Origin of the sequence: Aquipseudomonas alcaligenes (assembly GCF_003205495.1) — a bacterium.
Classification (GTDB): domain Bacteria; phylum Pseudomonadota; class Gammaproteobacteria; order Pseudomonadales; family Pseudomonadaceae; genus Aquipseudomonas; species Aquipseudomonas alcaligenes_B.
Window position 1 is genome coordinate 444,856 of record NZ_QJRX01000002.1, and the last position, 22,123, is coordinate 466,978.

The 22,123-nt window shown below is 68.1% G+C and carries 20 protein-coding genes; 14 read left to right on the plus strand and 6 right to left on the minus strand.

What is annotated here, in order from left to right; all coding sequences use genetic code 11:
- Window positions 1–23: 23 nt before the first annotated feature.
- Together DMO17_RS04820 and DMO17_RS04825 are read left to right on the plus strand one after the other, a co-directional pair.
- Window positions 24–353, plus strand: coding sequence for a hypothetical protein (locus DMO17_RS04820; protein WP_110681208.1), 330 nt, complete (start codon window positions 24–26; stop codon window positions 351–353).
- Window positions 354–368: 15 nt separating this feature from the next.
- Window positions 369–872 (plus strand): O-acetyl-ADP-ribose deacetylase, encoded by a 504-nt coding sequence (locus DMO17_RS04825; protein WP_110681210.1) that lies wholly within the window; start codon window positions 369–371, stop codon window positions 870–872.
- On the opposite strand, the gene DMO17_RS04830 is transcribed toward DMO17_RS04825, so the two are convergent.
- Window positions 869–1,213 (minus strand): pilin assembly protein, encoded by a 345-nt coding sequence (locus tag DMO17_RS04830; RefSeq protein ID WP_110681212.1) that lies wholly within the window; start codon window positions 1,211–1,213, stop codon window positions 869–871. The genes DMO17_RS04825 and DMO17_RS04830 overlap by 4 nt on opposite strands.
- A gap of 195 nt (window positions 1,214–1,408) precedes the next feature.
- Between DMO17_RS04830 and ppc the strand changes: the two genes are divergently transcribed.
- The 5 genes from ppc to DMO17_RS04855 all read left to right on the plus strand — a co-directional run bounded on the left by ppc (window position 1,409) and on the right by DMO17_RS04855 (window position 6,916).
- Complete coding sequence (ppc, locus tag DMO17_RS04835; RefSeq protein ID WP_110681214.1) at window positions 1,409–4,045, plus strand: phosphoenolpyruvate carboxylase; 2,637 nt, start codon at window positions 1,409–1,411, stop codon at window positions 4,043–4,045.
- A gap of 162 nt (window positions 4,046–4,207) precedes the next feature.
- Window positions 4,208–4,855 (plus strand): adenylate kinase, encoded by a 648-nt coding sequence (gene adk / locus DMO17_RS04840; RefSeq protein WP_110681216.1) that lies wholly within the window; start codon window positions 4,208–4,210, stop codon window positions 4,853–4,855.
- An 87-nt stretch (window positions 4,856–4,942) separates the two neighbouring features.
- A complete protein-coding gene (gene tsaB, locus DMO17_RS04845) occupies window positions 4,943–5,623 on the plus strand; it encodes a tRNA (adenosine(37)-N6)-threonylcarbamoyltransferase complex dimerization subunit type 1 TsaB (RefSeq protein WP_110681218.1) in 681 nt (226 codons plus the stop codon).
- A 94-nt stretch (window positions 5,624–5,717) separates the two neighbouring features.
- A complete protein-coding gene (locus DMO17_RS04850; protein WP_110681220.1) occupies window positions 5,718–6,062 on the plus strand; it encodes a hypothetical protein in 345 nt (114 codons plus the stop codon).
- The gene (locus DMO17_RS04855; RefSeq protein ID WP_110681222.1) at window positions 6,062–6,916 is read left to right on the plus strand and encodes a DUF72 domain-containing protein; all 855 of its coding nucleotides are present in this window, start codon (window positions 6,062–6,064) and stop codon (window positions 6,914–6,916) included. The genes DMO17_RS04850 and DMO17_RS04855 overlap by 1 nt, the downstream gene beginning before the upstream one ends.
- On the opposite strand, the gene DMO17_RS04860 is transcribed toward DMO17_RS04855, so the two are convergent.
- Window positions 6,913–7,680 (minus strand): hypothetical protein, encoded by a 768-nt coding sequence (locus tag DMO17_RS04860; RefSeq protein WP_110681224.1) that lies wholly within the window; start codon window positions 7,678–7,680, stop codon window positions 6,913–6,915. The two genes, DMO17_RS04855 and DMO17_RS04860, sit on opposite strands and share 4 nt — an antisense overlap.
- Before the next feature lie 106 nt (window positions 7,681–7,786).
- Between DMO17_RS04860 and DMO17_RS04865 the strand changes: the two genes are divergently transcribed.
- Window positions 7,787–8,566 carry a class I SAM-dependent methyltransferase gene (locus tag DMO17_RS04865; protein WP_110681226.1) on the plus strand — a complete coding sequence of 260 codons (780 nt, stop codon included), beginning with the start codon at window positions 7,787–7,789 and terminating at the stop codon, window positions 8,564–8,566.
- On the opposite strand, the gene DMO17_RS04870 is transcribed toward DMO17_RS04865, so the two are convergent.
- Window positions 8,563–9,201 carry a TetR/AcrR family transcriptional regulator gene (locus DMO17_RS04870; protein WP_110681228.1) on the minus strand — a complete coding sequence of 213 codons (639 nt, stop codon included), beginning with the start codon at window positions 9,199–9,201 and terminating at the stop codon, window positions 8,563–8,565. The two genes, DMO17_RS04865 and DMO17_RS04870, sit on opposite strands and share 4 nt — an antisense overlap.
- Window positions 9,202–9,294: 93 nt before the next feature.
- Between DMO17_RS04870 and DMO17_RS04875 the strand changes: the two genes are divergently transcribed.
- Window positions 9,295–10,398, plus strand: a complete 1,104-nt coding sequence (locus DMO17_RS04875; protein WP_110681229.1) for an efflux RND transporter periplasmic adaptor subunit — start codon at window positions 9,295–9,297, stop codon at window positions 10,396–10,398.
- Window positions 10,399–10,401: 3 nt separating this feature from the next.
- Entirely contained in the window at window positions 10,402–13,473 is a 3,072-nt protein-coding gene (locus DMO17_RS04880; protein WP_110681231.1) for an efflux RND transporter permease subunit, read from the plus strand.
- Window positions 13,474–13,534: 61 nt separating this feature from the next.
- Here DMO17_RS04880 and DMO17_RS04885 read toward each other — a convergent pair whose 3' ends face one another.
- The 3 genes from DMO17_RS04885 to plsB form a co-directional block, all read right to left on the minus strand.
- The gene (locus tag DMO17_RS04885) at window positions 13,535–14,212 is read right to left on the minus strand and encodes a DUF4197 domain-containing protein (protein WP_110681233.1); all 678 of its coding nucleotides are present in this window, start codon (window positions 14,210–14,212) and stop codon (window positions 13,535–13,537) included.
- 112 nt (window positions 14,213–14,324) lie between these two features.
- The gene (locus DMO17_RS04890; protein ID WP_110681235.1) at window positions 14,325–14,726 is read right to left on the minus strand and encodes a hypothetical protein; all 402 of its coding nucleotides are present in this window, start codon (window positions 14,724–14,726) and stop codon (window positions 14,325–14,327) included.
- A gap of 75 nt (window positions 14,727–14,801) precedes the next feature.
- On the minus strand, window positions 14,802–17,288 hold the full coding sequence (gene plsB, locus DMO17_RS04895) for a glycerol-3-phosphate 1-O-acyltransferase PlsB (RefSeq protein ID WP_110681236.1): 2,487 nt from the start codon (window positions 17,286–17,288) through the stop codon (window positions 14,802–14,804).
- A 274-nt stretch (window positions 17,289–17,562) separates the two neighbouring features.
- Between plsB and DMO17_RS04900 the strand changes: the two genes are divergently transcribed.
- The 4 genes from DMO17_RS04900 (at window position 17,563) to DMO17_RS04915 (ending at window position 22,106) form a co-directional block, all read left to right on the plus strand.
- Window positions 17,563–18,483 carry an ABC transporter ATP-binding protein gene (locus DMO17_RS04900; RefSeq protein ID WP_110681238.1) on the plus strand — a complete coding sequence of 307 codons (921 nt, stop codon included), beginning with the start codon at window positions 17,563–17,565 and terminating at the stop codon, window positions 18,481–18,483.
- Window positions 18,480–19,211: an ABC transporter permease subunit gene (locus DMO17_RS04905; protein ID WP_110681240.1), complete on the plus strand. Its 732-nt coding sequence runs from the start codon at window positions 18,480–18,482 to the stop codon at window positions 19,209–19,211. The genes DMO17_RS04900 and DMO17_RS04905 overlap by 4 nt, the downstream gene beginning before the upstream one ends.
- A gap of 2 nt (window positions 19,212–19,213) precedes the next feature.
- Window positions 19,214–21,046 (plus strand): GldG family protein, encoded by a 1,833-nt coding sequence (locus DMO17_RS04910; RefSeq protein ID WP_110681242.1) that lies wholly within the window; start codon window positions 19,214–19,216, stop codon window positions 21,044–21,046.
- 82 nt (window positions 21,047–21,128) lie between these two features.
- Complete coding sequence (locus DMO17_RS04915) at window positions 21,129–22,106, plus strand: DUF4340 domain-containing protein (protein ID WP_110681243.1); 978 nt, start codon at window positions 21,129–21,131, stop codon at window positions 22,104–22,106.
- The last annotated feature ends 17 nt before the right edge of the window (window positions 22,107–22,123 follow it).

Below are 22,123 nucleotides of genomic sequence, written 5' to 3' on the forward strand. Positions count from 1 at the left end.
CTTTCGAATCGCGAGCTTGTCCCATGAGTGAAGAACGCAACGCCATTCCCCTGATTCTCACCGGCATCGCCAGCGTCATCGCCACCGTCGGCGTGCTCTGGTACTACGGCTATCTGCATTTCGCCAAGGAGGAGGACGCCCTGCTGCTGGCCGACTTCACGATGCTCAAGACGGTGCCCGGCGAGGACTACAAGGTCTCGCTCAAGCCGGCCAGCCAGGTGGCGCAGTGCTTCGATGGCGTGCTGGTGCTGTTCGATACCCAGCAGAAGGGCCTGACCGGCGTGCTGGTGGACAGCAAGAAGCAGGCGGTGCGCTGCATGGGCCAGGAAACCCCGCAGGCGCCGCAGCCTTAACCCGAGCGCCGGGCGATGCGGATCGAGGTCCTGCACGGCGACATCACCGCCCTGGCGCTGGACGCCATAGTCAACGCCGCCAACAGCTCGCTGCTCGGCGGTGGCGGGGTCGATGGCGCCATCCACCGCGCCGCCGGCCCCGAGCTGCTGGCCTGCTGTCGCGCGCTGGGCGGCTGCCCCACCGGCGAAGCGCGCATCACACCGGGCTTTGCTCTGCCGGCCCGGCACGTGATCCACACGGTAGGCCCGTTCTGGCGCGGTGGCGGGCAGGGCGAGGCCGATCTGCTGGCCGCCTGCTACCGCAACAGCCTGGCTCTGGCCGAGGCATACGGGTTGGCCGAGATTGCCTTTCCCGCCATCAGTTGCGGGGTCTACGGCTATCCGCTGGAAGCGGCGGCGCGGATCGCCATCGCCGAGCTGAGGCGTGGGCGCCAGGTCGATAGCAGCCTGCGCCGCGCGCTGCTGGTGGCCTTCTCCGCCGAGATGGCCGAGCTCTACCGGCGTCTGCTGGCGCCCTAGTGCTTGGCGCCATCCTGCTGCGCGGTCATTTCCCGCAGGTAGCGGCGCGACAGGGCGAGGAAGCGCGGCGTGGGGCCGATGTCCTCGTACAGCGGGTCGCCCTGCTCGTCGGTGGCCACCACCTTGCTGCCCTTGACGTAGGGCAGGCTGGCCTCCAGTTCCTCCAGGGCCGCGCCGATCAGTTCGCCGAGCAGTTCCTCGGCGCTGCGCTTGGGATACATCTCGCACAGCGCCGCCAGGCGCGCAGCGGCTTCCAGGTCGAGATGGATGTGGTACTGACTGCGGGTCAGGCGACCCTTGGCGTTCTGCTCCCAATGGCGGGTGAGTTCACGGATCTTCATACACACCTCGGTATGCCCATTCGTGGTGGGCGGTGGTCTGGTCGGGGACTGCCGGGCCCAACCCGCGGGGCTTTTGCCCCCGCTCTGTTCAGCCTAGCTCGCCTGCGCCGGGCCCATGGCCATTCGTCGCGTGCTTGTAAGAAGCGGTCGCCCTGTGCAAGCTGAAGGCTCTATCCCGAGGCGGAGAGGACGGCCATGGCGGAAATCGATGCGCGCCTGCGCGAAGAGGTTCACCTGTTCGGCGAGTTGCTCGGCGACTGCATCCGCAACCAGCGCGGCGAGGCCTTCCTGGCCAAGATCGAGCTGATCCGCCAGGGTTCCAAGGCCGGTCGCCAGGGCTCCTCGGCCGGTGAACAGCAACTGCGCGAGACCCTCGCCGCGCTCAGCGACGACGAGCTGCTGCCGGTGGCGCGGGCCTTCAACCAGTTTCTCAACCTGGCCAATATCGCCGAGCAGTACCACCGCATCCGCCGGCGTCGGCCGGACGAGGCGCAACCCTTCGATGACCGGGTGTTGGCCGAGTTGCTCCAGCGCCTGGTGGCGGGTGGGCATGCCCCGGAACAGCTGGCCCGCCAGCTCGGGCGGGTCGATATCGAGCTGGTCCTCACCGCGCACCCCACCGAGGTGGCGCGGCGTACCCTGATCCAGAAATACGACGCCATCGCCGCCCAGCTGGCCGCCCTCGACCACAGCGACCTGCTGGCGGCCGAGCGCGGCGAGGTGCAAATGCGGTTGCGCCGACTGATCGCCGAGGCCTGGCACACCGAGGAAATCCGCCGCAGTCGGCCCAGCCCGGTGGACGAGGCCAAGTGGGGCTTCGCGGTGATCGAGCATTCCCTGTGGCAGGCCGTGCCGAGCTTCCTGCGCAAGGCCGACCAGGCCCTGCAGGACGCCTGCGGCCTGCGCCTGCCGCTGGAGGCGGCACCGGTGCGTTTCGCCTCCTGGATGGGCGGCGACCGCGACGGCAATCCCAATGTCACCGCCAGCGTCACCCGCGAGGTGCTGCTGCTGGCGCGCTGGATGGCCGCCGACCTCTATCTGCGCGACGTCGACCGGCTGGCCGCCGAGCTGTCCATGCAGCAGGCCAGCGACGAGCTGCGCCTGCGCGTCGGCGTCCATCCCGAGCCCTATCGCGCCGTGCTCAAGCAACTGCGCGAGCGCCTGCGCGCCACCCGCGCCTGGGCCGAGGCGGCGCTGGCCGCGGACGTCGCCCCGGGCCCCGAGGTGCTGCACGACAACCGCGAGCTGCTCGAGCCGCTGGAGCTTTGCTACCACTCGCTGCATGCCTGCGGCATGGGCGTGATCGCCGAGGGCGAGCTGCTCGACTGCCTGCGCCGCGCGGCCTGCTTCGGCCTGTTCCTGGCGCGCCTGGACGTGCGCCAGGACGCTGCCCGGCATGCCGCCGCCATGGCCGAGATCACCGACTACCTGGGCCTGGGCAACTACGCCGAATGGGACGAGGAGCGGCGCCTGGAGTTCCTCCTGCGCGAACTGGACAATCGCCGCCCGCTGCTGCCGGCGCAGCACCGGCCCTCGGCCGAGACCGCCGAGGTGCTGGCCACCTGCCGCGTCATCGCCGCCGCGCCGGCCGCCTCGCTCGGCACCTATGTCATCTCCATGGCGGGCGCGCCATCCGACGTGCTGGCGGTGCAACTGCTATTGAAGGAAGCCGGCCTGCAGCGGCCGATGCGGGTTGCACCGCTGTTCGAGACCCTGGCCGACCTGGACAACGCCGGTCCGGCCATCGACCGCCTGCTCGGCCTGCACGGCTACCGCGCGCGCCTGCACGGGCCGCAGGAAGTGATGATCGGCTACTCCGACTCGGCCAAGGATGCCGGCACGGTGGCCGCCGCCTGGGCCCAGTACCGCGCCCAGGAGACCCTGGTGGAGGTGTGCCGCAAGCACGAGGTCGAGCTGCTGCTGTTCCATGGCCGCGGTGGCACCGTCGGCCGCGGTGGCGGCCCGGCCCACGCGGCCATCCTGTCGCAGCCGCCGGGCTCGGTGAGCGGGCGCTTCCGTACCACCGAGCAGGGCGAGATGATCCGCTTCAAGTTCGGCCTGCCGGCGCTGGCCGAGCAGAACCTCAACCTGTACCTGGCCGCCGTGCTGGAGGCCACCCTGCAGCCGCCGCCGGCCCCCGAGCCGGCCTGGCGCGCCGCCATGGACCGGCTGGCCGGGGAGGGCGTGGCGGCCTATCGCGCGGTGGTGCGCGAGCATCCGCAGTTCGTCGAGTACTTCGCCCAGGCCACCCCGGAACAGGAGCTCGGTCGCCTGCCGCTGGGCAGCCGCCCGGCCAAGCGCCGCGCCGGCGGGGTGGAGAGCCTGCGGGCGATTCCCTGGATCTTCGCCTGGACCCAGACGCGCCTGATGCTGCCGGCCTGGCTGGGCTGGGAGACGGCCCTGGGCAACGCGTTGCAGCGTGGCGAGCAGGCCCTGCTGGAGGACATGCGCGAGCGCTGGCCGTTCTTCCGCACGCGCATCGACATGCTGGAGATGGTGCTGGCCAAGACCGACCTGTCGATCGCCGCCCTGTATGACGAGCGCCTTGTCGATACAGCACTGCGACCCCTGGGTGCGCAGTTGCGCGACCTATTGTCGCAGTGCCGCGCTCTGGTACTGGGCCTGACCCATCAGTCGGAGCTGCTCACCCACAGTCCGGAGACCCGCGAGGCGATCACCGTGCGCAATATCTACCTGGACCCGTTGCACCTGCTGCAGGCCGAGCTTCTGGCCCGTTCCAGGCAGCGCCAGAGTGCGGCGGACAGCCCCTTGGAGCAGGCTCTGCTGGTCACCGTGGCGGGCATCGCGGCGGGCCTGCGCAACACCGGCTGAGGCCCCGCCGCCTCCGACTTTCGGTGGCTTGTGCAGCCTTGATGCGCTGTGTATCGTGGCCATCCTTTCGCCGCTCAGTGACGCGGAAACCCAATTAACGAGATTGGCCCCACGAGGCGAGTCCGACGACATTTCGGTCTTATTTTTTTGAGGAGCACTTCGATGCGCGTGATTCTGCTGGGGGCGCCCGGTGCCGGCAAAGGTACCCAGGCTGGTTTCATTACCAAGAAGTTCGGTATTCCGCAGATCTCCACCGGTGACATGCTGCGCGCCGCCGTCAAGGCCGGCACCGAGCTGGGCCTGCAGGCCAAGAGTGTGATGGACGCCGGCGGCCTGGTATCTGACGACCTGATCATCAACCTGGTCAAGGAGCGCATCGCCCAGCCGGATTGCGCCAACGGCTTCCTGTTCGACGGTTTCCCGCGCACCATCCCCCAGGCCGAGGCCATGAAGGAAGCCGGCGTGACCATCGACAACGTGGTCGAGATCGCCGTCGACGACGAAGAGATCGTCCAGCGCATCGCCGGTCGCCGTGTGCACGAGTCCAGCGGCCGCGTCTACCACGTGGTCTACAACCCGCCGAAGGTCGCCGGCAAGGATGACCTGACCGGCGAGGACCTGGTCCAGCGCAAGGACGACACCGAGGAGACCGTGCGTCACCGCCTGGCCGTCTACCATTCGCAGACCAAGCCGCTGGTGGACTTCTACCAGAAGCTGTCCGCCGCCGAGGGCACCCCCAAGTACAGCGCCATCGCCGGCGTCGGCTCGGTGGAAGAGATCACCGCCAAGGTGCTCGAAGCCCTCAGCTGATCGGCTGATCGCTCTGTCCAACGGCCCGCCATTCGCGGGCCGTTGGCGTTTATAATGCCCGCCTTTTTCTGCCCACCGGATGCCTCGATGACCACTCTGCTGGCCCTGGATACCGCCACCGAAGCCTGTTCCGTCGCCCTGCTGCACGAGGGTAGGGTGCTCAGCCACTACGAGGTGATCCCGCGCCTGCACGCCCAGCGCCTGCTGCCCATGGTTCAGCAGATTCTCGGCGAGGCCGGGGTGGCGCTGTCGGCGGTGGACGCCATCGCTTTCGGTCGCGGTCCCGGTGCCTTCACCGGCGTGCGTATCGCCATCGGCGTGGTCCAGGGCCTGGCCTTCGCCCTCGACAGGCCGGTGCTACCGGTCTCCAACCTGGCCGTGCTGGCCCAGCGCGCACTGCGCGAGCATGGCGCGCAGCAGGTGGCAGCGGCCATCGACGCGCGCATGGACGAGGTCTACTGGGGCTGCTACGTCGCCGAACAGGGCGAGATGCGCCTGCAGGGCGTGGAGGCGGTGCTGGCTCCGGAGCTGGCGCAGCTGCCGCGCGGCGCCACAGGCGACTGGTTCGCCGCCGGCACCGGCTGGGGCACCTACGGCGCGCGTATCGGGCTGCAACCCAGCGGCAGTGATCCGGCCATGCTGCCGCATGCCCAGGACCTGCTGAGCCTGGCCCATTTCGCCTGGCAGCGCGACGAGGCGCTGCCGGCCGACCAGGCCCAGCCGGTGTACCTGCGCGACAATGTGGCGACACCCAAGCAGACGGGCTGAGCGGCGGGCCATCCGTCCGCCATTTGACGCCGGCAAATTGCCATTTGCGGCCGTGGCCGCTACAGTCCACCGCACGTATTGCGAGCAGTAACAGATGCGTATCGACGGTTTCTCATCCTCCTACCCGCTGGATCGCAGCCCCCGCCCGGGCAGTGCGGTCACGCCCTTGCGCGAAAGCCAGCGCGAGGTCGAGGAACGTCGCGAGCAGCCGGCATCGCCGTCCGCTACCCAGGGCTACGAGCAACTGGCCCAGCCGCGCCGGGTGCAGGCCGGCAATGCCAGCAGCGACAGCCTGCCGGCGCGCTACCAGGATGGCTTCGCCCAGCAGCGTGGTCTCAGCGCCAAGGCCAATCAGGCCCTGGCCGCCTACGGCAATACCGCCGGATTCACCGAAGAGCGCGACGCCAGCGAAGTCTTGGGCCTAGACCTCTACGCCTGATGCTGCCCTACTTCATCGGCTGCCCGTCGTGGAACGAGCCGGCCTGGCGCGGCAGCTTCTATCCCGCCGCTCTGCGTCCCGCTGAGACCCTGGCCTACTACTGTGCCACCTTCAACGCGGTCGAGGGCAATACCACTTTCTATGCCCGTCCTACGGCGCAGACCGTGCTGCGCTGGGCTGAGCAGATGCCCGCTGCCTTCCGTTTCTGCGCCAAGGTGCCGCGCGATATCAGCCATGCCGGCGATCTGCGCGAGCATTTTGCCGCCACGGTGGATTTCCTGCGGCTGCTGGCACCGCTGGGCGAGCGGGTGGCGCCGCTCTGGCTGCAGCTGCCGGCCAGCTTCGGTCCCTCGCGTCTGGACGAGCTGCTGGCCTGGCTGGACGAATTCGCCGACCGTAGCGTGGCCGTGGAGCTGCGCCATCCGCTCTTCTTTGCCCGTGGCGAGGAGGAGCGCCTGCTCAATCGCGAGCTGCAGGCTCGCGCCGTGGAGCGTATCTGCCTGGACTCACGAGCGTTGTTTGCCTGCACCTCGCGTGATCCGGCGGTGCTGCATGCCCAGGCGAAGAAGCCGCGCCTGCCGCTGCGTCCGACTGCTTTCAGCGCCAGCCCGCAGCTGCGTTTCGTCGGCGGCCCGGACCTCGAGGCCAATCAGGCCTTTCTCGAGCCCTGGCTGGACAAGGTGGCGGACTGGATAGGGCAGGGCCTGACGCCCCATGTGTTCCTGCATACCCCGGACAATCAGCTGGCCGCAGCACAGGCGCTGCGTTTCCATCGTGCGCTGATGCAGCGCCTGCCCGGCTTGCCGGCGCTGGCGCGGTCCGAGCCTGAAGTGGAGCAGTTGGGGCTGATCTAGCGCCGCGCCAGTAGCAGGTCGGCGGCCTGGCCGCTGCGGCCGTCGGCGAACTCGAAGCGGCCCAGCTGGGCGATCTCGTCGTAGGCGCCCAGGGCGATCTTGACGTCGCGCGCGCCCAGTTCGATGGCGGCGACCCCGGCCTGGCCCAGGCTCTGGCTGTGCTGGCGGCCCTCGGCGTCGAAGCGCAGCAGGCGCAGGCGTTCGAACACCGCGTCCTGGGCGTCGATGCGGCCATCGTCGTTGTCGTCATACCAGGCCAGTTCGGCGAAGCCGTTGGCGGCGCCGTTCTGGTCGCCGAACAGCTCGCGGCCGTCATCGATGCGGCCGTTGCCGTTGCGATCCAGGGCCAGCAGGGCGTCGTCGCCGCTGGGTGCGCTGATGCGGTCGCGGCGGCCGTCGGCGTCCAGGTCGAAGCGCACGGCATCGTCCAGGCCGCGGGTGGCGAAGCCGTTGCCGGCCAGGTCGAGCACCAGCGGGTCGGTCTTCTGTGGCTGCGGGTTGGCGGTCACGTTCAGCTCCAGCTCGCGCTGCTGCAGCACCTGCTGGAAACTGGCGGCCTGGGCGGCGGCATCCGCCGGGACCTGTGCTGTGGGTGGTGCGCTGCGCGCTTCCTCGATCTCGGCGGCGGCCGTCTCGGGCGCGGGCTGCTCGCCCTTGGGCATCAGGGTGCGGCGCAGGATCTGGTAGTCGAGGGAGTCGCGCAGGCCGGCGTCGAGCTGCTTGTCCAGCGCGGACGGGCGTGGGGCGGAAAGGGCATCGAACATGCGGGAACTCGGTGCGGTCGCCGTGGGCCGCGTCTGGCAGAATAGGGCACAGTCATGTATCGGCCTGGTGCCGCGTCTTTTGAGCGTTTTTTGAGCATATTTCCTGATGAGCGACGAACGGCCTATAACCAGAATCCGGGTCGAGGCCCTGCATCCGGCCCTGGCCGCCGAGGCTGCGCAGTGGGCCGCGCGCCTGGGGCTGCCGCTGGCCGGTGAGGCCGAGTTCGCCCTGCAGCTGGGCGAGCAGGGCCTGCAGCTGGCCGAGCTGGGCCCGCAGGCGCCGGGACCGATCCGGGTGGATTTCGTCGAGGGGGCCGTGGCCCATCGCCGGCTCTATGGCGGCGGCAGCGGGCAGATGATCGCCAAGGCGGTCGGCGTGCAGCCGGGCGTGCGCCCGCGCGTGCTGGACGCCACTGCCGGCCTGGGGCGCGACGCCTTCGTCCTGGCCAGCCTGGGCTGTGCCGTGACCCTCAGCGAGCGCCAGCCGATCATCGCGGCGCTGCTCGAGGATGGTCTGGCCCGCGCGCAGGGTGACGCCGAGGTGGCCCCCATCGCCACGCAGATGACCTTGCTGCAGGGCAATGCCATCGAACTGATGCGCGACTGGCAGGGCGAGCCGCCCCAGGTGATCTACCTCGACCCTATGTTTCCGCACCGCGACAAGAGCGCCCTGGTGAAGAAGGAAATGCGCCTGTTCCGTCCCCTGGTGGGCGACGACCCGGACGCCCCCGCCCTGCTGCAGGCGGCCCTGGCTCTGGCCAGCCACCGGGTGGTGGTCAAGCGCCCGCGCAAGGCGCCGATCATTGAGGGCGCCAAGCCGAGCTATGCGCTGGAGGGCAAGTCCAGCCGCTACGACATCTACCCGAAGAAGGCCCTGAAGCCCTAGGGTCTGTAAGCGCGCACGAACAGCCGCACCACTTCCTGCACATGCTCTTCGGCAGCGCTGCCGCTCAGTGGCTGGGCGATGCCCATCAGCAGGCGGAAGTGGCAGCCGCCCTTGATCAGGCAGAAAAAGTGCTCGGCGGCGTGCTGCGGGTTGTCGATGCGCAGCTGGCCGCGTGCATCCGCCTGCTCCAGCAGGTGCTGCATGGCATCGATCACCCGCTGCGGACCGGCATTGAAGAACAGTTGCGCCAGCTGCGGGTTCTGCGCGCCCTGAGCCACCATCAGGCGGTGCATGGCCAGGGATTCCGCGCTGTTGATCAGGGCATTGAAGCCGCGGCCGATGGCCAGCAGGGCCTGCTCGACGCTGCTGTCCGGGCGCAGTTCGAAGAACAGCGAGGGCAGCTGCTCCTCGCACTTGGATTCCACCGCGCAGGCGAACAGCGTCTCCTTGTCGGTGAAGTGGCTGTACACCGTGAGCTTGGACACCCCGGCCTCGGCGGCGATGGCGTCCATGCTGCTACCGTCGTAGCCGTTGTGCATGAACAGGCGCTTGGCCGCCTCCAGGATGGCCTGGCGCTTGGCGGGGTCCTTGGGCCGTCCGGGGCCGCTGGATGGCTGTAACAGTTTGTCGGACATTTGGCCTTTTAATACTGGACTGGTGAGTTTGCTATTTTTACTATACCGGGCAGTATAAGTATTCCAAGCTCCTTTTGCGAAAGGTCCTCCATCATGCTCCGTCATGCCTTGTCCCTCGCCGTACCCCTGTCGCTGATTTCCCTGCTGGTTGCCTGCGGCAACGGCGAAACCGCCGAGGCGCCGGTGCGTCCGGCCATGGTGGTGCAGCCGCTGCCGGCGGCGGACGCGGTGGATACCTACCCTGGCGAGGTGCGCGCGCGCTTCGAGCCGGAGCTGGCCTTCCGCATTGGCGGCAAGATCGCCAAGCGCCTGGTGGATGCCGGCGACCGGGTTCGCAAGGACCAGCCGCTGGCGGAACTGGACCCGCAGGACGTCAAGCTGCAGCTGGAGGCCGCCCGCGCCCAGCTCAATGCCGCCGAGGCCAACCTCAAGCTGGTGCGTTCCGAGCGCGATCGTTACAAGACCCTGCTGGCCCGCCAGCTGATCAGCCAGTCGCAGTACGACACGGTGGAGAACCAGTACCGTGCCGGCGAGGCGCGGGTGAAGCAGATCAAGGCCGAGTTCGACGTGGCCAGCAACCAGGCCGGCTACGCCGTGCTGCGCGCCTCCCAGGATGGCCTGATCGCCCGTCGTCTGGGCGAGGTGGGCCAGGTGGTGGCCGCCGGGCAGACCGTGTTCACCCTGGCCGCCGATGGCGAGCGCGAAGTGCTGATCAGCGTGCCGGAGCATGCCCTGGAGCGCTTCCGCATCGGCCAGGAAGTCAGCATCGAACTGTGGTCGCAGCCGGACAAGCAGTTCCCCGGGCGCATCCGCGAGCTGTCGCCGGCCGCCGACGCGCAGTCGCGCACCTTCGCCGCGCGGGTGACCTTCAGCGATCCCAAGGTCAAGGCCGAAGTGGGGCAGAGCGCGCGGGTGTCGATCACCGCCGATGGCGAGGTGCCGCTGTCGGTACCGCTGTCCGCACTCAGCGCGGAGAAGGGCACCCCCTTCGTCTGGGTCATCGACCCCAGGGAGTCCAAGGTGGTGCGCACGCCGGTGCGGGTCGGCGCCTACGGCCAGGAGCGGGTGTCGATCCTGGAAGGCCTGAAGGAGAGCGACTGGGTGGTGGCCGCCGGCGTGCATGTGCTGCTCGATGGACAGAAGGTGCGCCCGGTGGACCGCGACAACCGCGTGGTTGCGCTGGTCGGCAAGGAGTAAGCCATGTCCTTCAACCTCTCCGAATGGGCGCTGCGCAACCGCAGCGTGGTGCGCTACTTCATGATCGTGCTGGCAGTGATCGGCGCGCTGTCCTACACCAAGCTCGGCCAGAGCGAGGACCCGCCCTTCACCTTCAAGGCCATGGTGGTGCGCACCGACTGGCCGGGTGCGACCGCCGAGGAAGTTTCGCGGCAGATCACCGAGCGCATCGAGAAGAAGCTGATGGAGACTGGTGACTACCAGTACATCAACTCCTATTCGCGCCCGGGTGAGTCGGTGGTCACCTTCATGGCCCGCGACAATATCCACTCCAAGGACATTCCCGAGCTCTGGTACCAGATCCGCAAGAAGGTCAACGACATCCGCCACACCCTGCCGCCCGGCATCCGTGGCCCCTTCTTCAACGACGAGTTCGGCACCACCTTCGGCAACATCTACGCGCTGACCGGCGAAGGCTTCGACTACGCGGTGATGAAGGACTATGCCGACCGCCTGCAGCTGCAGCTGCAGCGGGTCAAGGACGTGGGCAAGGTCGAGCTGATCGGCCTGCAGGACGAGAAGATCTGGATCGAGCTGTCCAACGTCAAGCTGGCCACCCTCGGCCTGCCGCTGGCAGCCGTGCAGCAGGCGCTGGACGAGCAGAACGCAGTGACCTACTCGGGCTTCTTCGAGACCCCCGCCGAGCGCATCCAGATGCGCGTGTCCGGGCGCTTCAAGACGGTTGACGAGATCCGCGATTTCCCCATCCGCGTGGGTGATCGCACCTTCCGCATCGGTGACGTGGCCGAGGTGCATCGCGGCTTCAACGACCCGCCCGCACCGCGCATGCGCTTCATGGGCGAGGATGCCATCGGCATCGCCGTGTCGATGAAGGCCGGCGGCGACATCCTGGTGCTCGGCGAGGCCCTGGAGCAGGAGTTCGCCCGCCTGCAGCAGACCCTGCCGCTGGGCATGGAGCTGCACAAGGTGTCCGACCAGCCGGCGGCGGTGAAGACCGGCGTGGGCGAGTTCGTCCGCGTGCTGGTGGAGGCGTTGATCATCGTGCTGTTGGTCAGCTTCTTCTCCCTCGGCCTGCGCACCGGCCTGGTGGTGGCGCTGTCCATCCCGCTGGTGCTGGCGATGACCTTCGCCCTGATGCACTACTTCGGCATCGGTCTGCACAAGATTTCCCTGGGCGCGCTGGTGCTGGCGCTCGGATTGCTGGTGGACGACGCGATCATTGCGGTGGAGATGATGGCGATCAAGATGGAGCAGGGCTACGACCGCCTGCGCGCGGCCAGCTTCGCCTGGACCAGCACGGCCTTCCCGATGCTCACCGGCACCCTGATCACCGCCGCCGGCTTCCTGCCGATCGCCACCGCGCAATCCGGCACCGGCGAGTACACCCGCTCGATCTTCCAGGTGGTGGCCATTGCCCTGATCGTGTCCTGGATCGCCGCCGTGGTCTTCGTGCCCTACCTGGGCGACCGCCTGCTACCGGACCTGGCCAAGCTGCATGCGAAGAAGCATGGTGGCAGCGCGGCGGGGCACGATCCCTACTCGACCACCTTCTATCAGACCGTGCGCGAGGTGGTGGAGTGGTGCGTGCGCCGGCGCAAGACGGTGATCCTGGTGACCATCGGCCTGTTCGTCGCCTCGCTGCTGCTGTTCCGCTTCGTGCCGCAGCAGTTCTTCCCGGCCTCCGGGCGCCTGGAGCTGATGGTCGACATCAAGCTCACCGAAGGCTCGTCGCTGAAGGCCACCGAGGAGCAGGTCAAGCGCCTGGAGGCCAAGCTCAAGGAGCACGAGGGCATCGACAACTACGTGGCCTACGTCGGCACCGGTTCGCCGCGCTTCTACCTGCCGCTGGACCAGCAGCTGCCGGCGACCCGCTTCGCCCAGTTCGTCATCCTGGCCAAGAGCATCGAGGACCGCGAGCAGCTGCGCAGCTGGCTGATTGAGGTGATGAACGAGGACTTCGCCTTCGCCCGTACCCGTGTCTCGCGCCTGGAGAACGGCCCGCCCGTGGGCTTCCCGATCCAGCTGCGGGTCAGTGGCGAGCACATCGACGAGGTGCGCGCGATCGCTCGCCAGGTGGCGGCCAAGGTGCGCGAGAACCCCTACGTGGCCAACGTCCACCTGAACTGGGAAGAGCCGAGCAAGGTGGTGTACCTGAACATCGACCAGGAGCGCGCCCGCGCCCTGGGCGTGACCAGCGCCGACCTGTCGAGCTTCCTGCAGAGCTCGCTGACCGGCTCCAGCGTCAGCCTGTATCGCGAGGACAACGAGCTGATCGAGATCCTCCTGCGCGGTACCGTGCGCGAGCGCCAGGCGCTGGAGTTGCTGCCGAGCCTGGCGGTGCCGACTGCCAGCGGCAAGAGCGTGGCCCTGTCGCAGATCGCCACCCTGGAATACGGTTTCGAGGAGGGCGTGATCTGGCGTCGCGACCGCCTGCCGACCGTGACCATCCTCGGCGATATCTACGGCAGCGAGCAGCCGGCCAGCCTGGTCAAGCAGATCATGCCGACCCTGGAGCCGATCCGCGCCGCGCTGCCCAGCGGCTACCTGCTGGAAGTAGGCGGTACGGTGGAGGACTCGGCGCGCGGGCAGAAGTCGGTCAACGCCGGCGTCCCGCTGTTCATTCTGGTGGTGCTGACCCTGCTGATGCTGCAGCTCAAGAGCATGTCGCGCACGGCCATGGTGTTCCTCACCGCGCCGCTCGGGCTGATCGGCGTGACCCTGTTCCTGCTGGTGTTCCAGCAGCCCTTCGGCTTCGTCGCCATGCTCGGCACCATCGCCCTGGCCGGCATGATCATGCGCAACTCGGTGATCCTGGTCGATCAGATCGAGCAGGACATCGCTGCCGGCATGGATCGCTGGCACGCCATCATCGAGGCCACGGTACGGCGCTTCCGGCCCATCGTACTGACCGCCCTGGCGGCGGTGCTGGCGATGATTCCGCTGTCGCGCAGCGTGTTCTTCGGGCCGATGGCGGTGGCCATCATGGGTGGCCTGATCGTCGCCACGGCGCTGACCCTGCTGTTCCTGCCGGCGCTCTACGCGGCCTGGTTCAGGGTCAAGGAAGTGGAGCGCTAAGCGCTGCTGCCATGAAAAAGCCCGGCAAGTGCCGGGCTTTTTCATGGGCGGTGCGGCCGCTTCAGAGCGCGCCGAATACCTTCTTTGCCAGGCTGGTGGCGGCGCCGGCGGGGTTCTGGCGGATACTCGCCTCCTGCTCGGCGATCATCTTGAACAGGCCATCCAGGGCCTGCTCGGTGACGTAGCTCTCGACGTTGGCGCTCTTGGCGTCGACCACGCCGAAGGCCGCGGCCTGGCCGGCGAAGGCGTTGTACTGCTGGGCCAGGCCGACCTTGTCGGTGGCCTGCTTGACGATCGGCAGGAAGCGCGCGCGGATCTGCTCGCGGCTGCTCTGGTTCAGGTATTGGGTGGCCGAATCGTCGCCCCCGGCGAGGATGGCCTTGGCGTCGCTCACCGTCATCTTCTTCACCGCATCCACCAGGATCGCCTGGGCCTGCGGCACGGCAGCCTCGGCGGCCTGGTTCATGCTGGCCTCCAGTTCCTCCACCTGCTCGCCCATGCCCATCATCTTCATGGTCTGCGCGGCCTTGCCCAGCTTGCCGGGCAGCTCGATGCGCACTTCGTCGTTGTTGCTGAAACCGCCCGGTCGGCCCAGCTGCTTGACGGCGATCTGCGCGCCCTGGGTCAGCGCATCCTTGAGCCCGCCGCTGGCGTCGCTCTGGCTCAGATCGGCCAGCGACAGGGCCAGGGCGTTGGCGGAGAGCAGCAGGCCGGCGGCCAGGGTGGTGAGTCGGAGCATGAGCGAATTCCTTCGTGCAGTGGGAGTTGAACGAGCTTAGCGGAGCGGACAGACAGAGATGAATGGATTTTCCATTCTGTACGCCTGGACCATGGGTGATATCTGCATCATTTCAGGCGTCGCGCAACAGGTCGTGGGCGTCCAGCAGCCGGAAGGCGATCTCGGGGTTGCGTTCCAGGCCACGGCGGATGGCGGCGGGGATGGCCTGGCGGGTCTTGCGGCACAGGCCGGGCAGCTCGTCGATGTGGATGGCGATGCCGCGCATGCTGCGCACCTCGTTGCTGCCCGGGGCGACGTGCACGCGCAGGCCGAGCAGCTCGAACATGCGCTTTTGCATGTGCTGCAGGTCTTCCAGGCTCTGCAGCTGCTCCAGACGTTCGAGCAGGCGCTTTTCCTCCTGGCGGGTCAGCTGCAGGATGCGCAGGTCGGTGCCCGTCTCCTGCAGCAGGCGGTCACGCTCGCAGGTGCAGGCGCCGGGCGGGCAGGGGTGGCGGATCGGGGCGGTCTGGGACATGGCACTCGATCATAGCCAGGACCGGGGGCGCGGCACAAACCGCCGGGGCCGCCGTGGGCGGCCCCGCGGCCGGGGTCAGGCGCTCTGCGTGGCGTGCTCGCCGCGTTCCAGCGCCACCTGGCGGATCGACAGGCGGATTTCCGCCGGCAGCACGCGCTTGGCCGCGCCTTCCACCAGTTCGGCCAGCTGCGGGTGGTGGCTGAGCTTGCCTTCGCCGTTCTGGCGCAGCACGCCCTGGTCCAGCAGGGTCTGGATGAAGTGGCGGAACAGGCTCTTGTCGAAGAACTCCGGGGCGTTGAGGCCGTGCAGGATCGACAGGCGCTGGGCCATGACCACGCAGAGGTTCTCCAGCTCCTCGGCGGAGAGGGCGTACTGGCCGGCGTTGAGCAGCAGGGCGGTGGCCATGTAGAAGCGCTGCAGGGTCTGCACGATGGCGCGGGCCAGCAGGCTGAGCAGGACGAACTGGCGCGAGCTGGGTGCCGGGCGGATGAACATGTCGTCCTCGCGGCGCAGCAGGCCCTGCTCGACGAAGGCCTCCAGCCACTGGTCGACCACGCCTTCCAGCTCCCCCTGCTTGAAGCGGATGAACAGCTCCGACTGCAGGTAGGGATAGAGCGCGCCGACGTAGCGCAGGATCTGCTCGCGGCTCATGCGCGAGCTGCTGAGGAAGAAGCTGGCCAGCAGGGCGGGCAGGGCGAACACGTGCAGCACGTTGTTGCGGTAGTAGGTCATCAGGACGGCGTTCTGCTCGTCCAGGTAGAGGATCCTGCCCAGGGCGTCCTTCTGCTCGGCCAGCAGGTCCATGCTCTGCACGTAGCGGATCAGGTCCTGGCCATCACCCTGCGGCAGGGTGGCGTGGGGCGAGTAGGGCACCTTGCGTAGCAGCGCCAGGTACAGGTCGAGCACGCGCGCCAGGGCCTGCTCGTCCAGCGCCAGCTTGCTGGTGGAGAGCAGGGCCAGGCCGACCAGGTTGACCGGGTTGATCGCCGCCGCCTCGTTGAGGTGCTGCGCCACCCGCTCGCCGAGGCGGTTGGTGGTGCGGTTGAGCCATTCGGGGCGGTACTGGTCGCCGTAGTCCTGGCTGCGCCAGCCCGGCTGCTCGGCATCGAGGAACTCGGCCAGCTTGATCGGCTCGCCGAAGTTCACCCCGACGCTGCCGAAGCGTTGGCGGCGGATCGCGCCGATGACCTTGAAGATGTCGAAGATCGATTCCTTCTTCTTCGCCGCGCCGCGCAGCTCGCCCAGGTAGGTGCGGCCTTCGAGCACGCGCTCGTAGCCGATGTAGACCGGCACGAAGGCGATCGGCAGGCGCGAGGAGCGCAGGAAGCTGCGCAGGGTGATGGCCAGCATGCCGGTCTTCGGCTGCAGGGTGCGACCGGTGCGCGAGCGCCCGCCCTCGACGAAGTACTCGACCGGGAAGCCCTTGCTGAACAGGGTGTGCAGGTATTCGTTGAACACCGCGGTGTACAGCGGGTTGCCCTTGAAGGTGCGGCGCATGAAGAAGGCGCCGCCACGGCGCAATATGCCACCCACGACCGGCATGTTGAGGTTGATGCCGGCGGCGATATGCGGCGGAGTAAGTCCGTTTCTGAACAGCAGGTAGGACAGCAGCAGGTAGTCGATATGGCTGCGGTGGCAGGGCACGTAGATGATCTCGTGATCATGGGCCAGGTCGCGCACCGCCTCCAGGTGGTTGACCTGGATGCCTTCGTACAGCTTGTTCCAGAACCAGCTGAGCACCGTCTCCAGGAAGCGGATGGCGGTGTAGGTGTAGTCCGAGGCGATCTCGTTGCCGTAGTGCAGGGCCTTGGCCTCGGCCTTCGCGATGCTGATCTTGTCGCGCTCGGCCTCCTCGACGATGGCCTGGCGCACCTGCGGGCCGTGGATCAGGCCTTTCACCAGGTTGCGCCGGTGCGATACGTCCGGGCCGATCACCGCGGCCTTGAGGCTGCGGAAGTGCACGCGCAGGATGCGCTGCACCATGCGCAGGGTGCGCTCGCGGCCCTTGCCCTGGTCGAGCAGCTCGCGCAGGTGGATGGGCGCGGAGAACTGCACGCGGGTCTTGCGCCCGAGGATGAGGATGCTGACCAGCTTGCGCAGGCGCCCGGTGACCGCCCAGGTGTCGGCGAACAGCAGCTTCCAGGGGCTGGTCTCGCGGTCCGGCGACTGGCCCCAGAACACGCTGACCGGGACTATCTGCGCGTCGTCCAGGGCATTGCCGTCGAGGCTGGCGAGCAGGCGCTGCAGGGTGGGCGGCGCGCCGCGCTTGTCATGGCCGCCGAACCAGCTGGGCTCGCGGGTCAGGTAGAAGAAGGCGGCCGGCTCTTCCTGCGCGCCGACCGTCACCGGCAGCACCGGGCGTGGCAGGCCGGCCTTGCTGCACTCGCTGTCGACCACCGCCAGGTCCGCCGCCGAAGGCTGCTGCAGCACGTAGAACACCGGCTTGCTGCGATCCAGGCGCAGGTTGAAGGACGACTGGTTGATGGTTTCCGAGCGTACCCAGAGCAGCAGCAGGCGGCGCAGGGTACCGAAGGCGAGGCGGCGGAGCGGGGAGCGGGTCATAGAGTACGGCTGTGAAAAAACGAGCAAGCGCTCGGGGCGGCTAGTGTGCCGTATTCGCCCCGTGGCGGCAAAAGCGCTGCAGGTACAAGTGTTCACCGGATGGCGCGCCGTTCCTGGCTTGCAGGCTGCTGGCGCCGATGCGGGCCAGGGCTCTGCAACTTTTCCTAAAAGCGGCTGTCTTGCCATGCCGCGGGTCGACTTTTATAGTCCGCCAGCGTTTGCAGGACCCCCGTGGTCAGCATGGCCCGGGGTTTCTCCCGTCGGGACGAGAGCCATGATCGAAATAAAAAATCTAACCAAGCGTTTTGCTCAGCACACGGCCGTCGATGGCCTCAGCTTCAAGGTCCAGCAGGGGGAAGTGCTGGGCTTCCTCGGCCCCAACGGGGCCGGTAAATCCACCACCATGAAGATGCTCACCGGCTTCCTGGCGCCGACCTCCGGCACCGCCAGCATCCTCGGTTTCGATATCCAGAGCGATACCCTCAAGGCCCAGCAGCAGATCGGCTACCTGCCGGAAGGCGCGCCCTGCTATGGCGACATGACGGTGCGCGGCTTCCTCGAATTCATCGCCGAAGTGCGCGGCTATCGCGGCGCGGAGAAAAAGCAGCGGGTGCAGCGCGCAGTCGAGCAGGTCGAGCTGGGCAAGGTGCTGGAGCAGAGCATCGAGACCCTGTCCAAGGGCTTCAAGCGCCGTGTCGGCCTTGCCCAGGCGATCCTCCACGATCCCAAGGTGCTGATCCTCGACGAGCCCACCGACGGCCTCGATCCGAACCAGAAGCACCAGGTGCGCAAGCTGATCCAGAGCCTGGCCAAGGACAAGATCGTGATCATCTCCACCCACATCCTCGAGGAGGTGTCGGCGGTGTGCACCCGCGCGGTGGTGATCGCCGCCGGCAAGCTGGTGGCCGACGGCACCCCGCTGGAGCTGGAGAGCCGCTCGCGCTACCACCAGGCCGTGACCCTGGTGGCCGAGGGCGAACTGGACCGCGCCGCCCTGGCGACCCTGCCGGGCGTGGTCGGCATCGAGGACAACGCCGAGGGCAGCCTGACCCTGCTGGCCCAGCCGGGCCAGGTGATCTTCCCGCAGGTCAACGAACTGATTCGCCAGCGCGGCTGGCAGGTGAAGGAGCTGGACGTGGAGCGCGGCCGCCTCGATGAAGTATTCCGCAGCCTGACCCGGGGGGAAGCGGCATGAAGCAGTTGCCCGTGATCTTCAAGCGCGAGCTGGCCAGCTATTTCGCTACGCCGCTCGCCTACGTGTTCATCCTGATCTTCCTGGTGCTGTCCGGGGTCTTCACCTTCTACCTCGGCGGCTTCTACGAGAGCGGCCAGGCGGACCTGGCGCCGTTCTTCAACTTCCACCCCTGGCTGTACCTGTTCCTGGTGCCGGCCATCGCCATGCGCCTGTGGGCCGAGGAGCGCAAGTCCGGCTCCATCGAGCTGCTGATGACCCTGCCGATCACCCGCGCCGAGGCGGTGCTGGGCAAGTTCCTCGCGGCCTGGGTGTTCGCCGGCATCGCCTTGCTGCTGACCTTCCCGATGATCATCACGGTCAACTACCTGGGTGAACCGGACAACGGCGCGATCTTCACCGGCTACTTCGGCAGCTGGCTGCTGGCGGGTTCCTACCTGGCCATCGGCTCGTGCATGTCGGCCCTGGCGAAGAACCAGGTGATCGCCTTCATCCTCGCCGTCAGCGCCTGCTTCCTGTTCATCGTCAGCGGCTTCCCCATGGTGCTCGACGCCTTCGCCTGGGCGCCGCAGTGGCTGCTCGACGCGGTCGCCTCGCTGAGCTTCCTGACCCGCTTCGACGCGATCAGCAAGGGCGTGATCGACCTGCGCGACCTGCTCTATTTCATCACCCTGATGGCCGCCTGGCTGGCCGCCACCGCCGTGGTGGTCGATCTGAAGAAGGCTGACTGACCATGAAGAAACTGATGTATTCCGGCGCCGGCCTGCTGCTGATCGCCGTGGCCTTCCTGGCCTTCAACATGCTGGCCGCGCTGGGCCTGGGCAATGCCCGCCTGGACCTGACCGAGCAGAAGCTCTACACCATCTCCGAGGGCACCGAGCGCATCCTCGCCGAGCTGGACGAGCCGATCAACCTGTACTTCTTCTACTCCGACAAGGCCGCCCGCGACCTCGCCGTGCTGCGCAACTACGCCACCCGCGTGACGGAGATGCTCAAGGCCTACGAGCGCGCGGCGGGCGGCAAGATCAAGCTGCACATCATCGACCCCGAGCCCTTCTCCGAGGACGAGGACAAGGCCGCCGGCTTCGGCCTGCAGGCGGTGCCGGCGAACCAGGGCGGCGAGCAGATCTACTTCGGTCTGGCCGGCACCAACGCGGTGGACGACAAGCAGATCATCCCGTTCTTCCCGCTGGACCAGGAGGAGTTCCTCGAGTACCAGATCAGCCAGCTGGTGCAGGGCCTGGCCAAGCCGCAGCGGCCGGTGATCGGCCTGCTCTCCGGGCTGCAGCTCAACGGTGGCTTCGACATGATGGCGCGCCAGCCGATGGCGCCCTGGATGGTGATGGAGGAAGTGCGCCAGCTGTTCAAGATCGACAGCCTCAAGGCCGGCATCGACAAGATTCCGGACGAGGTCTCGGTGCTGCTGCTGGTGCACCCGAAGAACCTGCCGGAAGCGACCCTGTACGCCATCGACCAGTTCGTCCTGCGCGGCGGCAAGCTGCTGGTGTTCGTCGACCCGCTCAGCGAGGCGGACAACGCCGCGCCGGTGATGCCGGGCGATCAGCTGGACAAGGCCAGTGACCTGGAGCCGCTGTTCAAGGCCTGGGGCCTGCGCCTGGTGCCGGACAAGGTGCTCGGCGACGGTTCCTACGCGCTGTCGGTGAGCATGGGCCAGGGCCAGCGTCCGGCGCGGCATGCCGCCTGGCTGGCGCTGCCGCAGCGCGCGCTGAACCAGGACGACGTGGCCACCGCCGGCCTGGAGACCATCAATATCGCCACCAGTGGCATCCTCGAGCCGATCGAGGGCGCCAAGACCCAGTTCGTGCCGCTGCTGCAGAGCTCCGAGTACGCCATGCCGTTCGACGCCACGCGCCTGTCCATGCTGGCCAACCCGGAGGAGCTGATCCGCGACTTGGAGCCGACCGGCGAGCGCTACGCCATCGCCGCGCGCATCAGCGGCCCGGTGCAATCGGCCTACCCGAACGGCATCGAAGGGCAGAAGGACGGCCTGAAGTCGGCGGAGAACATCAACGTGATCGCCGTGGCCGATACCGACCTGCTCAGCGACCGCATGTGGGTGCAGGTGCAGGACTTCTTCGGCCAGCGCGTGCCGCAGCCGTTCGCCGACAACGCCGGCTTCGCCATCAACGCGCTGGACAACCTGTCCGGCAGCGATGCGCTGATCAGCGTGCGTTCGCGCGGCCGCTTCAGCCGCCCGTTCGAGGTGGTCGAGGCGCTGCAGCGCGAGGCCGAGGCGCAGTTCCGGGTCAAGGAGGAGGACCTGCAGCAGCGCCTGGCCGAGACCGAGCAGAAGCTCGCCGCCCTGCAGCAGCAGGACCCGAGCAAGGCGCTGGAGCTGACCCCCGAGCAGCAGGCCACGGTGCAGCAGTTCCTCGCCGAGAAGGTGCGCATCCGCAAGGAACTGCGCGAGGTGCGCTACCAGCTGAATGCCGATATCGAGGCCCTGGGCCGCACCCTCAAGCTGGCCAACATCCTGCTGGTACCGCTGCTGCTGACCCTCGGCGTGCTGGCCCTGTGGCTGTGGCGCCGGCGCAAGGCCGCGTGATGCCCCCCGGGGGAGAGGGCCTGGCCCTTTCCCCTGCCTGCCTGTTTCCGATACCGACTCTTGCCGCGAGGAGAGCAAGACCATGACTCGCAAAACCCTATTCGTTCTGGCGGTGCTGGCGCTGGCCCTGGTGGCCAGCTGGTACTTCACCAGCCAGGTCAGCAAGCGGCCGGCGCCCGCGCAGGCCGAGGCCTGGCTGCCGGGGCTGCAGGCCGAGCAGGTGCAGGCCATCGAGGTCCAGCGTGCCGGCCAGCCGCTGGTGCGCCTGGAGCGCCGTGAGCAGGCCTGGGTGGTGCCGGCCAAGGCCGACTACCCGGCCGACCGTGCCGCCGTCGCTGCCCTGCTCAAGGCCCTGGGCGATGCGCGCAAGGTCGAGCCGCGTACCGCCAATGCCGAACTCTACGCTCGCCTCGGCCTGGCCGAGCAGGGCAGCCCCGAGGAGCAGGCCGTGCGGGTGACCCTGCAGCGCGGCGAGCAGCCGCCGCTGCAACTGCTGATCGGCAAGCCCGGGCAGCGTGACGGGCACCTGGTGCGCCAGGCCGGCGAGGCGCAGAGCTGGCTGGTCAGCCAGCGCATCGAGCTGCCGGCCAGCGAGCTGGAGTGGCTGGACCGCCGCGTCGCCGCCGTGCCCTTCGCCACGGTGCGCGAGCTGGACCTGCGGCACGCCGGTGGCGAGCGCCTGACCCTCTATCGCGACAAGGCCGAGGAGGCCAACCTGCGCGTGCGCCAGCTGCCCGAGGGCAAGCGTCTGGCCTTCGACGGCGCCGCCGATGGCATGGCGCGCTTCTTCGCCGACCTGCGTTTCGCCGACGCCGCACCGCTGGCCCAGCTGAGCTTCGAGGACAAGCCGGCGCTGCAGTTCAGCCTGTCCACCTTCGCCGGCAAGACGCTCAAGGGCAGTCTGCATGGCCAGGGCGACCAGCACTGGCTGCTGCTGGAGCAGGGCAGCGACCTGCCCGCCAGCGAGCTGCCGGGGCGCAGCGACTGGGCCTATCGGATCGAGCCGTACCAGTACCAGAGCCTGGCCAAGAAGTTGACCGATGTGCTCGCCGCGGACTGAGGTAAAACCGCTGCAGG

Bases quoted from the DNA above. Each gene is read 5' to 3' on its own strand.
- DMO17_RS04820 (WP_110681208.1), top strand. From the start codon at position 24: ATGAGTGAAGAACGCAACGCCATTCCCCTGATTCTCACCGGCATCGCC.
- DMO17_RS04825 (WP_110681210.1), top strand. From the start codon at position 369: ATGCGGATCGAGGTCCTGCACGGCGACATCACCGCCCTGGCGCTGGAC.
- DMO17_RS04830 (WP_110681212.1), bottom strand. From the start codon at position 1,213: ATGAAGATCCGTGAACTCACCCGCCATTGGGAGCAGAACGCCAAGGGT.
- ppc (WP_110681214.1), top strand. From the start codon at position 1,409: ATGGCGGAAATCGATGCGCGCCTGCGCGAAGAGGTTCACCTGTTCGGC.
- adk (WP_110681216.1), top strand. From the start codon at position 4,208: ATGCGCGTGATTCTGCTGGGGGCGCCCGGTGCCGGCAAAGGTACCCAG.
- tsaB (WP_110681218.1), top strand. From the start codon at position 4,943: ATGACCACTCTGCTGGCCCTGGATACCGCCACCGAAGCCTGTTCCGTC.
- DMO17_RS04850 (WP_110681220.1), top strand. From the start codon at position 5,718: ATGCGTATCGACGGTTTCTCATCCTCCTACCCGCTGGATCGCAGCCCC.
- DMO17_RS04855 (WP_110681222.1), top strand. From the start codon at position 6,062: ATGCTGCCCTACTTCATCGGCTGCCCGTCGTGGAACGAGCCGGCCTGG.
- DMO17_RS04860 (WP_110681224.1), bottom strand. From the start codon at position 7,680: ATGTTCGATGCCCTTTCCGCCCCACGCCCGTCCGCGCTGGACAAGCAG.
- DMO17_RS04865 (WP_110681226.1), top strand. From the start codon at position 7,787: ATGAGCGACGAACGGCCTATAACCAGAATCCGGGTCGAGGCCCTGCAT.
- DMO17_RS04870 (WP_110681228.1), bottom strand. From the start codon at position 9,201: ATGTCCGACAAACTGTTACAGCCATCCAGCGGCCCCGGACGGCCCAAG.
- DMO17_RS04875 (WP_110681229.1), top strand. From the start codon at position 9,295: ATGCTCCGTCATGCCTTGTCCCTCGCCGTACCCCTGTCGCTGATTTCC.
- DMO17_RS04880 (WP_110681231.1), top strand. From the start codon at position 10,402: ATGTCCTTCAACCTCTCCGAATGGGCGCTGCGCAACCGCAGCGTGGTG.
- DMO17_RS04885 (WP_110681233.1), bottom strand. From the start codon at position 14,212: ATGCTCCGACTCACCACCCTGGCCGCCGGCCTGCTGCTCTCCGCCAAC.
- DMO17_RS04890 (WP_110681235.1), bottom strand. From the start codon at position 14,726: ATGTCCCAGACCGCCCCGATCCGCCACCCCTGCCCGCCCGGCGCCTGC.
- plsB (WP_110681236.1), bottom strand. From the start codon at position 17,288: ATGACCCGCTCCCCGCTCCGCCGCCTCGCCTTCGGTACCCTGCGCCGC.
- DMO17_RS04900 (WP_110681238.1), top strand. From the start codon at position 17,563: ATGATCGAAATAAAAAATCTAACCAAGCGTTTTGCTCAGCACACGGCC.
- DMO17_RS04905 (WP_110681240.1), top strand. From the start codon at position 18,480: ATGAAGCAGTTGCCCGTGATCTTCAAGCGCGAGCTGGCCAGCTATTTC.
- DMO17_RS04910 (WP_110681242.1), top strand. From the start codon at position 19,214: ATGAAGAAACTGATGTATTCCGGCGCCGGCCTGCTGCTGATCGCCGTG.
- DMO17_RS04915 (WP_110681243.1), top strand. From the start codon at position 21,129: ATGACTCGCAAAACCCTATTCGTTCTGGCGGTGCTGGCGCTGGCCCTG.